The sequence below is a fragment of the Bradyrhizobium sp. USDA 4451 genome (assembly GCF_054822585.1).
The window spans coordinates 221,910-233,942 of sequence record NZ_JBTRCH010000001.1 but is presented as its reverse complement, the minus strand read 5'-3'; the positions used below and the strand labels follow the sequence as shown (position 1 = coordinate 233,942).

Genomic DNA, 12,033 nt, shown 5'->3' with positions numbered 1-12,033 from the left:
ATTCAGCTGACGCGGTCGATTAGTACCGGCACAACGTGCACGATGAGCGACCATGCCAAGCGTAGTCGCCGTGCGCACCCGCAATCGTGAGGTTTGCGATGTTCACAGTTCTCCTTGAAAAGACCGTGGATGGCCAGCGTTACATCGACTGGCTTGTTTCGGGTCTCGGTTGGACGTTGGCGCTTGCCTTCTTCGGCTGGTCGATTGCATTCGCAATTGGAGTCGTCGTCGGCATAGGTCGAACTGTGCAGAATCCCTTCTTCCGGGTCCTAGCTCGATTGTACGTTGAGATCTTCCGAAACATCCCCGTTCTCGTGCAGATGTTTCTCTGGTACTTCGTCCTGCCCGAGCTTCTTCCAACGACCATGGGCGACTGGATAAAGCAAATACCTCCGCCTTGGGGAACTTTCCTTCCGGCCCTATGGTGCCTGGGCCTCTACACCGCCGCGCGCATCGCAGAACAGGTTCGCGCAGGCATCGAAGCTTTGCCCAGGGGACAGGACGAAGCCGCTGCCGCACTCGGCCTGAGCGGTTATCTAACGTATCGCCATATTATCTTGCCGCAGGCACTTCGCCTGATCGTGCCAAGCCTGACAAGCGAGGTGATGGGCATCTACAAGAATACATCCGTCGCTCTAACCATCGGTGTGATGGAGCTGACCGCCGAGGCGCGCCAAATCAGCGATGCGACGTTCCAAACCTTCGCGGCATTCGGTGCCGCCACGCTCATCTATCTCGCTTTGGCTTTGATCGCCTACCAGACGATGATGCTTATCGACAAAGCCCTGCGCATACCCGGTACCGCACCCGGTAGGGAGGCCGGCGGGTCAGATTTCGACGCTGTAAAGCTGGAAAGCCCCGTCCCTAACGGTATGGAGGTCGTGAAATGAACAGTCTCGATTTCTCGATTGTCGTACAGGCATGGCCCTATCTGTGGTCAGGATTGCTGTTCTCGCTTTCATTGACGGCAGCCGCCTTCTTGGTTGGAATGTTTCTTGGAACGCTCTTCGCCCTCGTGCAGCACTTTGAGCTCCGCATTCTGAGCCAGCTCGTCCGTAGCTATGTCGCTCTGATGCGATCGATTCCGCTCATTCTGGTCCTGTTTTGGTTCTTCTTCTTGATGCCCATCGTTCTGGGGCACCTGTCAGGCAACGGTCGCCCGGTTCCAGTCGGTGCCACCTACACAGCGTTCATCACCTTCGGCCTGTTTGAAGCCGCCTACTATTCGGAAGTCATCCGTGTCGGATTGCGCGCCGTGAACAAAGGACAATTCGAGGCGTGCCAGGCTCTGGCCCTGTCGACGTTCGATACGTATCGTCATGTCGTCCTTCCGCAGGTGTTTCGGGTCGCAAGCCCCATCATACTGAGCCAGACCATTATCCTGTTTCAGGATACGTCCCTTGTTTACGTTCTATCGCTCACTGATCTCCTTGGTGCGGCTTCCAAGCTTGCACAGCTCAATGGTCGTCTGGTCGAGATGTACCTCGCAGTGACTGTTGTTTATCTCATCATAGGCTGCGCCGCGTCCCAATTCGTCGCCTCGCTCCGCAGGAAGTACGCGATCGCGGGCGCCCGCCGATAATCAGTCATAATCCGATGGCCCGTCATTCCCTGGGGCCACAACCTGGAGATCAGCATGCAGCAACAACGCACCGTTAGCCCAGCTGACCCGTTCCCGATGGTTGTCGTCGAGCACCTCGTCAAGCGGTTCGGCAGCTTCAATGCCCTGAGCGACGTCAACCTCAAAGTCGCAAAAGGAGAAAAGATTGTACTCTGCGGACCATCGGGTTCCGGGAAATCGACTCTCATCCGCTGCATCAATCATATCGAAAAGCACGATTCCGGACGTATAGTCGTCGATGGGATCGAACTGACAGACCGGATTTGCGACATCAACAACGTTCGCTCTGAAGTCGGCATGGTCTTTCAGAGCTTTAACCTGTTTCCGCATCTGTCGGTGCTCGAAAATTGCATGCTGGCTCCGATGAAGGTCAGGGGCCTTGCTGAGTCCGAGGCGCATCAGCGGTCGATGGCGCTGTTGAGGAAAGTCCGGATCCATGACCAGGCCAACAAATATCCCGCTCAATTGTCGGGCGGGCAGCAGCAACGTGTCGCGATAGCCCGTGCACTGTGCATGCAGCCCAAGATCATGCTCTTCGACGAGCCGACCTCTGCCCTCGATCCGGAAATGGTCAAGGAGGTGCTCGAAACCATAGTTGAGCTCGCGCAGGATGGGATGACGATGGTCTGCGTCACGCACGAAATGGGTTTTGCGCGCGAAGTTGCGGATCGAGTGGTCTTCATGGATCGCGGCTCAATCGTGGAAGAGGGCGATCCAAGCACATTCTTTCGCGCGCCGAATACGGAACGCGCGAAGGCGTTCCTCAATCAGATCATTCACTGAGATCGCGGCCCACGCGGGTTTCCCTGAAATGCCATGACAGACATGAGAGTTTGATATGACCAACGCATCGCCAACAGAGCGTATCGAAAGCGACTAGCTTGGCCCGGCGACGATCCCGCTGAAAGCCTACTATGGTCCGCAGACCGCGCGCGGGATCGCAAATTTCTCGATCTGAGGTATTCCGATTAGTCACTTTCCCAACTTCATATAGGCGCTGGCATTCCTAAAGATGGCCGCAGCCAGGGCAAATGCGCGCCTCGGGCGATATTGAGAAGGATAAGGCCGATGTAATCTGCGCGGTTTTGCGGCGAAATTGCGCGAGGAGTGTTGCGGAGAGAATTTCCGCTGGACGTCTTCCAGAGAGGGGCGAGAACGTCGACCAACATGAACATGAACGAGGTGATTGCAAATCGCGCCGACTCGGATCGGTATCCCATTCGGCTCGGCCTCGACCGTCCCTTAGCGTTGGTCGGCGCCGCTTGCTCTAAAAACCACAAGCTTTGTCCTGCGGAAAGACGCTCTGATGCCCGGCGATGGAGCAGATTGCGAACCATGAAAAACTGGGCAACCAAGATATAGAAAATGCGTATGCCCGGATTTCGTGTTTTCCGATTGAGCTTGATTGCCGATGGGCGGGAGCGCCTCACACAAGCGAGGAAGGTGGCTCCCTTCGGGTTCATGGCATTGCCTTTCAACGAATTCTCATATTTCGAAATCTAATTACTCGTAAACTGACATTTTTGTAGTGCCAAATGGCTCGTGAGGCCTATCATTTAGCCATGGCTGAACGCTGCCCGGTTCATGTGCGGTATGAGATGAACGGATCGTACGCTGCCAGCTTCGGGAACTAGGCCTTTTCCGCGCGTTGGAAGCGGTCATGTTAGCGACGCCAGATCGCGCACGGATCGCCTGGGAACGCCCGCGCTGCCCAAGATCAAAAGCGCAAAAAGCGCGCTTCATCTGAATCAGAGGAATTCCTATGGCTAAAATGTTTGCACTGCTTTCAGCGATCGCGATCACCGCAACTGCGATTTCCACGGCGCACGCGGGTCCAACGCTTGACAACATTAGATCGAAAAAGGTGATCACCATTGGTTATCGCGAGGCCTCGATTCCCTTTTCCTATCTCGGCGCTGATCAGAAGCCCGTTGGTTTTTCCCTCGACCTGTGCGCGCACGTCGTCGATCGTCTGAAACTTGATCTCGGCGCGCCGGACATTCAGACAAAGCTTACGCCCGTCAACTCGTCCAACCGGATTCCACTTATCCAGAATGGCACGATCGACATCGAGTGCGGCGGCACTGCCAGCAGTAAGCAGCGTCTAGAGCAGGTCTCATTCAGTGTTGCAACCTTCGCCAGTCAAACGGCTTGGCTCGCAAAGGCGTCGAGCGGGCTCAAGACGCCGAAAGACCTGAAAGGGAAGACTGTTGTCGTAACGCAAGGTTCCGATGCTCTCGGCATTGCCAAGGGCATTTCGCAGCAGGACGATCTCAACCTGACCATCGCGCAAGCCAAAGACCATGCGGAATCATTGCTGCTGCTCACGACGGGTCGTGTGGCGGCGTGGGTAGAAGCTGACATTCTCCTGGCCGGCATGAAGGCGGATTATGCGAAACCGGCCGACCTCATCTTTCTAAATGCTAACTACGGTACCATTTATTATTATGGCCTGATGTTCTCGAAGGATGATCCCGACTTCAAAAAGTTAGTCGACGACGTTCTCTCCAACCTCATGGCTTCCGGCGAGTTCACCAAAATCTACGACAAATGGTTCGTGGCTGCGATTCCGCCGAAAAACATCAACCTGAACTTCCCAATGACCGATGCGCTCAAGGAGCGCGTCGCTCACCCCAGTGATGTGGTCAATTACTGAGCTTGACCGCGGCGAGCCGAAGCCGCCGCGGCGACAGGACATCAACGCCAGACCTGGCAACATGGTCCAATGCTGGCGTGATTGCGAATGCGGGCGCAAGCAACTGTCGTCACCTAAAGGGAGCGCGAAATGACAAGCGGAGCAGTGGACTGGAAGTCGATGACAGACGTGGATCGACAAATCGCGCAATGGGTCGAGCAGACGCCATTTGTGGACACCCATGAACACCTGATCGAGGAAAGCCAGCGCCTTTCCGGAGCAATCCATCCACGGACATTGCCATGCAACGACTGGGCCTATCTATTCAGATCCTATGCTGCCGAGGACCTGGTGGTTGCGGGCCTGCCAGCGACCGACCTACGGGCGTTTCTCGGGCCGGACCTTGCGAGCCAGGACAAATATCGGCTGATCGCGCCTTATTGGGAACGCATCCGCCACACCGGCTACGCCCAGGCGCTGCGCCATACGTTTCGTGGCGTTTACGGGGAAGAGGACCTGACCGCCGAAAGCCTGCCCCGGATCGCCGAGAAATACCATCAGACCGTACAGCCGGGTTTTTACGCACGGATTCTGCAGCTGGCAAACATCAAAGGCTGTCACGTCAATTCGCTTCAGCGCATCTTTATGGAGACCGAGCAGCCAGGGCTGCTCGACCACGACATAAGCATCCTTCAATTGTGCCGGTGTAGTGCTGCTGACTTTGCGTGGGTGGAGGTCGAGACCGGCAAACGCCCAACCACTCTCGATGAATGGCTCGGGGTCATAGACTTTTATTTCGCGACTTACGGAGCCAAGGCCGTGGCTGTAAAATCGCAAATCGCCTATTCTCGCGCTCTCGATTTCGAGCCGGTCACCAAGGCGCATGCCGCAAGACTATTCCCGCACCATGCCGACAGGGTAGGCGCATTGCACGCCCTCGGTCCTGAGGATCTTAAGGCGCTGCAAGACTATCTATTCCGCTATTGCGTCGGCAAGGCCGGCGAGTACGGCTTGCCGGTCAAACTGCACACCGGCGTTTTGGCGGGCCACGGCGTGATGCAACTCGCGCGTACTCGCAGCAATGCAGCAGATGTGTGCCGTCTGCTGCAGGATTTTCCCGAAACCCGATTCGTCCTCATGCATATTGGCTACCCATACGAGCACGAGTTTATTGCGTTGGCCAAACATTATCCTAACGCGGCGATCGACATGTGCTGGGCATGGATCATCAATCCGGTGGCGGGCGTTCGCTTCTTGAAGGAGTTTTTGATGGCGGTTCCGTCCAACAAGATATTCACCTTCGGCGGCGACTATGTCTCTGTCGAGCCAATTTATGGTCATGCGTGCGTAGCGCGCCGTGGAATCGCACAAGCTCTCTCGCAATTGGTGGCCGAAGGCTGGATCGCGCTCGAGGCCACCCGTGACCTGATCGACCGGATCATGCGCGGCAACGCGCTTCAGTTCTTTCAGAAAGCGCATCGGGTGGATACGACGCCAGCGGAGTGTCGAGCAATCCCCCGATGAGTAGTCAGCTTCAAAGCTGACCCCGAAAGTATTCCATTGGTTAATCATGGCCGGAGTTGGCAGCCGATCGCAACGAAACGTTGCGGTGGCACAAATTGCACATGCCATCGAGTTCGATTGGGCGTAAGGTGTGGCACTAACGCCGGAGTTGTGTCATGGGAAGCGAACTCCTTAAAAGTGTCTGTATCGTCCTGTTCGGACTGAGCCCCTTCCTCATCATCGGCATAGCGATGTTCGCGCCGTAAGCGATTCAACAAATAGGCCGTCTCGGTTGGCGGCCCTGTTTGATCCTACTCTCAAGACTAGCAACCAGCCTTGCGACCTCTTCCGCACGCATTCCAGAGCCTCGTGCTCGCTCTGGAATCCGAAGATGCTATCGACCTCGCGCGACGTCACAAGACGCTGACAGAATGCCCTTGCCGATGGCGTAAGCTTCAAGGTCGTTCGGGGCGTTGTCGCTGGTCGTCTTGCCGCCCATCTCAAAACGTTAGCGCCATTCGCCTGCCGACGCTTCATGCTGAATTGTACGCCCCTGTGTTGCATGATTTTCTTTCGACCTCATCACCGGCGTTTGCGTCGATTCAGCACCGCGTCGCCCGAGTGCGGATTGAGGCTGATTCCTGAGGCCGCTGATCAAGCCCGCCAAGGAATGCGGCCTGGGGCACGCGTGACCCCAGTAGCAAGCTGCCAGGGTCGTGTCACAGAGGTATCGATAATTTAGAATATTTAATCGCATTTTTGGATGATTGGCTCGGCGTCACCTCAATTGCCGGCTTTAACTTTGAAGCGCGGCAGAAAGCGGTTGGTCAAAACTGTTGCGCCGAATGTCTCAGTGTCATCGAGCACGATTCGTGTCGTTTAGCTGCGCGCCGGCTTTGCCGCTTGAAGTCATTGTAATCATGCATCGACTTGCTCGGCGAACCTGATCAGAGACCAGTCTGGTTTAGCGGTGAGAAGATAGACATCGAATAGAAGAGGATGCCAACCGAGGATGTTAGATTGAAATACTCAACTATTGCGTTTGGCTGCTCTCGACCTCTACAGATCGTCCGCCTCGAGCTCGCTCGGTCGGTCCAAACGGTACGGTCGCAAATGGGCGCGTCGACAGACGTTCCTGAGAACGAAGCTTCTTGATGAGTAGTGGAGAGCCGATGTGAGTGTACGCGTGTGGAATCAAATCGGGATTGCAAAAAAGCTGCACACGTTTCGGCGTCATTCGGCAACTATCGTCGACGAAGCGCTTCTGCGCGCCGGCTCCGAGAACATCACAGGGCCTGGCCGAGGGCTCTTCGGTGATACGCGCCTGGCATCAATTGGCGGCTTATTGTCAGCGTTCTCAAATAGGTTGCTCGGCCGCATTCAGGGCGGCTCCGCGCGAAAACGCAGCGAGGGCACCGAAATCGCAGGCGAAGATCGGCTTGTCTTCAAGACCAGGCGATCGGCTCAGAGACCGTCGCATTCGGAGGTGTGATGTCTTCGGTGAACTCGATGCTTCATCTGGGCTTGAATCTTCATGGGGCTGGCGGGCACTCTGCCGCGTGGCGCTGGCCGGGCACAAATCCAAACGCCTTTTTCGATATCGAGCACTACGTCCGGGCTGCGAAGCTTGCGGAGCGCGGTCTGCTGGATGCCGTATTCCTCGCCGACACCCCCGCGATAAGTTCCGACATTACGCACCAGCCGCCGCTGAATGGGCTCGAACCTACGCTGGTTCTCTCTGTGATTGCCCGCGAAACGGAGCGGATCGGGCTGATCGCGACCGCGTCGACAACCTACAACGAGCCATACAATCTCGCCCGGCGCTTCCAATCTCTCGATGTCATCAGCGGTGGCCGCGTCGCCTGGAACGCCGTCACGACCTCGAGCCCGGCGACGGTTGCGAACTTTGGCGGTCAAGAGATCGCACGAGCGGATCGCTACAGACGCGCCGAGGACTTCGTTGAAACCGTCCGTGCTCTCTGGTTGAGTTGGGGCGACAAGATGATCATCGCCGATCAGGCTACGGGAGTGTACGCAGATCAGAGGCAATTCCGGCTACTCGACCCAACTACGAACAGCTTCGGTATCCGAGGCCCACTTACGCATCCCGCTTCGTTGCAAGGTCATCCAGTCATCGTTCAGGCAGGCGGTTCGGAGCCCGGATTACGGCTTGGTGCCCGCAGTGCAGATGTCGTGTTTGCGGCAGCCGGGGACTTGGCAACGGCGCTGCATGAGGCCGCGCGCCTGCGCGCGCTCTCTCGGCAATTCGGACGGCCCGCGGCTCCGCTCATCCTGCCAGGGCTGGTCACCTGCATCGGGGGAACCGAGGAAGAGGCGGCTCGTCGCAAAGAGCAACTGGACGAGCTGCTCGATCTAGATCGCGCCATGGCCGCTCTTGCACGAAGCATGGGCGTGGCGGTCGAAAAGCTCAGCCTCGAAAGGACCATCCCGCAGGAAATTTTGCCCGATGCAGATAGGGTTCCGTTTTCTGTCGGCCACCATCGCACGATTGAAGTCCTCGCACGCCAAGGCCGGACGGTTCGCGAGATCATCAGTGGCGTTCAGGCGTTTGGGCATCGCTTGATCGTGGGCGCACCCGAGCAGATCGCGGATTCGATTGAGGCCTGGTTCCGCTCCGGCGCGGTCAATGGTTTCAATATCATTCCGGACGTGCTGACGGATGGCACGCCGGCCTTTGTCGACAATGTGGTTCCCATCCTGCAGAAGCGCGGACTGTTTCGCAAAGAATATCGCGGGCAGACACTGCGGGAGCACTTTGGGATTTCGATTCCTTTCGAGCCGGCAAGAGCCGCAGCTAGCCCACCACTGTGACGTTTCCTCAACATCAAATGCTCCGGAGCCTGGATATGCTTTTACCGACTGCGCGACCTTCGAGGCGATTCACTGGCTCGTCGAACCATCTAGCAAGAAAGATGGCGGCCACCCTTGCCGTGCTCTCAGGCCTGTCTCAATGGGTACCCAGCGTTCAGGCTCAAGAAGGGGGAGCCGAGAAGCGGGGAGGCGTTATCCGTTATGGGCATTTTCAAGAGCCTGCCTGCCTGTTCGGCGGGTGGGTGCAGCAATGGTACCTGCAACGCCAGTACAGCGACAATCTGGTTGCTCGCAGCGACGACGGCAAGATTGCACCATGGTTGGCCGAGTCCTGGACCATCTCCGACGACCAAAAAGGTGTACACATTCGAGATAAAGCCAAATGTGAAGTTCACGGACGGGACTGCTCTCGATGCGCAGGCGATCGCTGACAATATCAACGGGTGGCTCAGCAATAATCCCGATCTTCGCAATCCCACTGCCGCTCCCTATCTTAGCGACAGCTTCGAATCGGCAAATGCAATCGCTCCCCTGACGCTGCAGGTAACCTTGAAGGTGCCGTTCGAGCCCTTGCTCAACGTGTTCGCCCAATCGTCACAAGGCATTCTGTCGCCAACCGCGCTCAAACGTGGGCTTGCGGTGAATTGCGAGAACCCGGTCGGTTCGGGTCCCTTCATCGTCGACAGGTGGCGCCATGGGCGGGAAGTCACCTTCCGCCGTAATCCCGACTACAATTCGGCGCCGGCCACCGCCAAACACCAGGGCCCGGCTTACGTTGACGGAATCAGCTGGAAGTTTCTGCCAGATCAGACTGTCCGATACGGCTCGCTGATCACGGGCGAGACCGATGCCATATATGACATCCCGGCCATTGCATGGAAAGACGCCAATTCCCGCTTTGCAGTATTGCGGCATATTACCGGCGGCACCCCTCTACGCCTTGCGTTGTATGCGGCCAGGCCCCCGTTTGACGACGTGCTCGTCCGCAAGGCTTTTGCTTATTCTACCGATCGAAAGGCCGCGGTTGACACATCCTTCCTTGGCTCTTTGCCATTTGAAGGCAACGGTGCACTAAGTCAAAGCTCGCCGGAATACCTGCACGAACTCGGGCAGGCCTATGCGTACGACATTCGGAAAGCCAATCAGCTGCTTGATCAGGCGGGTTGGACCGGGCCCGACCGTAACGGCGTCCGTGTCAAGAACGGCAATTCACTGACGGTACGCATTTCCTATTCGAGCGCTTTTCTGAAGCCCGATGGCGAGCAAGCCTTGCAAGTAATCCAACAGCAGGCAAGGGCGGCCGGTTTTGACGTACGTCTTCAACCTACTAATCCCGCTGATTTCTTCGCCGGAAGAAACCTTGGCCCCGATGATTATGAAATCGTGCTGCTCTATTGGGTTGCACCCGGCGCCGAGATATTCCGAATTTCATGGAAGCCGGACCAGAATGGTGAACCCAATCGATTCAATCCGTCGCGCTTCCAGGATTCGGCGCTTTGGGAGGTGATCCAAAGGGCGGAGCAAGATTTCAGTAGCGCTGAACGTACCGGTCTTTATCAACAGGCGGAACGGAAGATCGTGGATGAGGCTGCTGTGATCGGCTTCACGGTGCTGGACGTGACGTTGGCCACAAGGCCCAATCTGAAAGACGTGTGGTTGGACCACGGGTCAGTGGGCGAGCCCGTCTTCTATGATGCTCATTTTGATGAACGGAAATGAGGCCGTGCAGCGCGTAGCCGATAGTCCGCTTGTCTGGTTCGCGCGCCGCATCCTCTCCGGCGTGGCTGTCGTCTGGGCTGCGGCAACATTTGCGTTCCTAATTCAGTGTTTGCTGCCCGGCGATCGCGCGCAGATCATCATCAATGTACGGAGTGGTAACGTCGGTCCGGCGGCTCCGGCGGAGCTCGCAGCCATCAATGCGCAATACGGCTTTGATCAACCGCTCGTGGTTCAATACGCCAAGTACATATGGCGAATGCTGCACGGAGATCTTGGTGAATCATACCAGCAGCATCGACCCGTCGCAGGGATCATCGCAGAGCAGATTGGTCCGACTATTGCTCTGGCGATCGCCGCGCTGCTGATGGCCTGGACTATTGCCATCTTGACCACCCTGCTGATCGCCGGCAGAGACAACATATGGTCGAAGCTGCTCAGCGGCGCGCAAATCTTCCTGGCAACCGTGCCGCCTTACTGGTTAGCTACGATTCTGCTTGTCGTCTTTGCGGTGAACTTGCGGATTGTTCCCGTTGTCGGCGAAAGTTCGCCGATGGGACTTGTTCTCCCAACCCTTGCACTGGCGCTCGAATTGTCGGGCTTTTTCGGACAAGTCGTTCTGAACGAGTTCACGCGCGTGCTCGAGCAGCCCTTCGTTACGTCCGCGCGAGCTCGAGGTATGAGTGATGTCGGCGTCAGACTTCACCATGTCCTGCGTCATGCCGCATTGCCCGGCATTACGTTGTCAGGTTGGGCTCTTGGCAAGCTTCTTTCGGGGGCGATCTTGATAGAGGTCGTTTTCGCCCGTCAAGGCCTGGGCGGAGTTCTCGTCGCCGCGACGTCCTCGCGGGACGTTCCGATCGTCTCGGGAGCTGTTTTGATCTCTGCCGGCCTGTTCGTCCTTGTCAGTGTGATTGTCGATCTGGCCTATCGGATGCTTGACCCGAGGATGAAATTGGCATGAGCAGGTCCGCAGAACTCACGGTGTCTCGGCCGCTCGGAGAACTCCTGGAATTCCTGTGCAATATTCCCTTCCGGGTTGCTGCCTCGCTCGCCATCATTGGCTTCTTTGCCCTCGTGGCCATCGCGCCAAAGGCGCTGCAGACGCACGACCCGCTCGCTATCGATTTGAGCTCGTCATTGCAGTCGCCTTCGATCGTCCATTGGTTGGGTACAGATCAATTGGGCCGGGATCTTTACTCCCGTGTGCTGGAGGGGGCTGGACAATCGCTTGCCATCGGACTTGGTGCGACCGCGCTAAGCATGTCAGTTGCACTCATTCTCGGCGTCACCGCCGCACTTTTCGGTGGTGTGATCGACAGCATTCTCACCCGGATTTTCGACGTGCTCTTCGCAATTCCCACGCTCTTGCTCGCCCTGGTGTTCGTGACCGTGTTTGGGCCATCGGTGCTGACTGAGGTCATAGCCGTCGGAATCGGCACGGCGCCCGGTTATGCGCGCATGATCAGGGGCCAGATGCTTTCTATCAAGGGGACCGGCTACGTGGAGGCAGCCAAGGCCCTCGGACATCCGTTTCCACGTATCGTCTGGAGGCATATTCTTCCGAACGCGATGAGCCCGCTGACAGCTATGGTGACGATCGGGGTCGGTCAAGCGATTATCTGGGCGTCCGGCCCTTGCCTTTCTGGGTCTCGGCGTTGCTCCCCCGGCACCTGAATGGGGCGCCCTGCTCAATGCCGGCCGTAACTATGTGATCTATGCGTGG

At 57.1% G+C, this 12,033-nt stretch carries 10 protein-coding genes; all 10 read left to right on the top strand.

Going from position 1 to position 12,033, the window contains the following annotated elements:
• Positions 1-98: 98 nt before the first annotated feature.
• The 10 genes from ACVMB0_RS00975 to ACVMB0_RS00930 all read left to right on the top strand — a co-directional run bounded on the left by ACVMB0_RS00975 (position 99) and on the right by ACVMB0_RS00930 (position 11,984).
• Entirely contained in the window at positions 99-890 is a 792-nt protein-coding gene (locus tag ACVMB0_RS00975) for an amino acid ABC transporter permease (RefSeq protein WP_461344999.1), read from the top strand.
• A complete protein-coding gene (locus ACVMB0_RS00970) occupies positions 887-1,582 on the top strand; it encodes an amino acid ABC transporter permease (protein ID WP_461344998.1) in 696 nt (231 codons plus the stop codon). The genes ACVMB0_RS00975 and ACVMB0_RS00970 overlap by 4 nt, the downstream gene beginning before the upstream one ends.
• Positions 1,583-1,636: 54 nt before the next feature.
• Positions 1,637-2,404, top strand: coding sequence for an amino acid ABC transporter ATP-binding protein (locus tag ACVMB0_RS00965; RefSeq protein WP_461344997.1), 768 nt, complete (start codon positions 1,637-1,639; stop codon positions 2,402-2,404).
• Between the two features lie 979 nt (positions 2,405-3,383).
• Positions 3,384-4,277: an amino acid ABC transporter substrate-binding protein gene (locus ACVMB0_RS00960; RefSeq protein WP_461344996.1), complete on the top strand. Its 894-nt coding sequence runs from the start codon at positions 3,384-3,386 to the stop codon at positions 4,275-4,277.
• A gap of 129 nt (positions 4,278-4,406) precedes the next feature.
• Entirely contained in the window at positions 4,407-5,780 is a 1,374-nt protein-coding gene (locus ACVMB0_RS00955; RefSeq protein ID WP_461344995.1) for an amidohydrolase family protein, read from the top strand.
• A 1,470-nt stretch (positions 5,781-7,250) separates the two neighbouring features.
• Positions 7,251-8,591: an NtaA/DmoA family FMN-dependent monooxygenase gene (locus ACVMB0_RS00950; protein ID WP_461344994.1), complete on the top strand. Its 1,341-nt coding sequence runs from the start codon at positions 7,251-7,253 to the stop codon at positions 8,589-8,591.
• 101 nt (positions 8,592-8,692) lie between these two features.
• Positions 8,693-9,022: a hypothetical protein gene (locus ACVMB0_RS00945; protein ID WP_461344993.1), complete on the top strand. Its 330-nt coding sequence runs from the start codon at positions 8,693-8,695 to the stop codon at positions 9,020-9,022.
• A complete protein-coding gene (locus ACVMB0_RS00940; protein WP_461344992.1) occupies positions 8,976-10,310 on the top strand; it encodes an ABC transporter substrate-binding protein in 1,335 nt (444 codons plus the stop codon). The genes ACVMB0_RS00945 and ACVMB0_RS00940 overlap by 47 nt, the downstream gene beginning before the upstream one ends.
• Positions 10,282-11,271, top strand: a complete 990-nt coding sequence (locus ACVMB0_RS00935; protein ID WP_461344991.1) for an ABC transporter permease — start codon at positions 10,282-10,284, stop codon at positions 11,269-11,271. The genes ACVMB0_RS00940 and ACVMB0_RS00935 overlap by 29 nt, the downstream gene beginning before the upstream one ends.
• Positions 11,268-11,984 (top strand): ABC transporter permease, encoded by a 717-nt coding sequence (locus ACVMB0_RS00930; RefSeq protein ID WP_461344990.1) that lies wholly within the window; start codon positions 11,268-11,270, stop codon positions 11,982-11,984. Before ACVMB0_RS00935 ends, ACVMB0_RS00930 begins: the two co-directional genes overlap by 4 nt.
• Positions 11,985-12,033 lie beyond the last annotated feature (49 nt).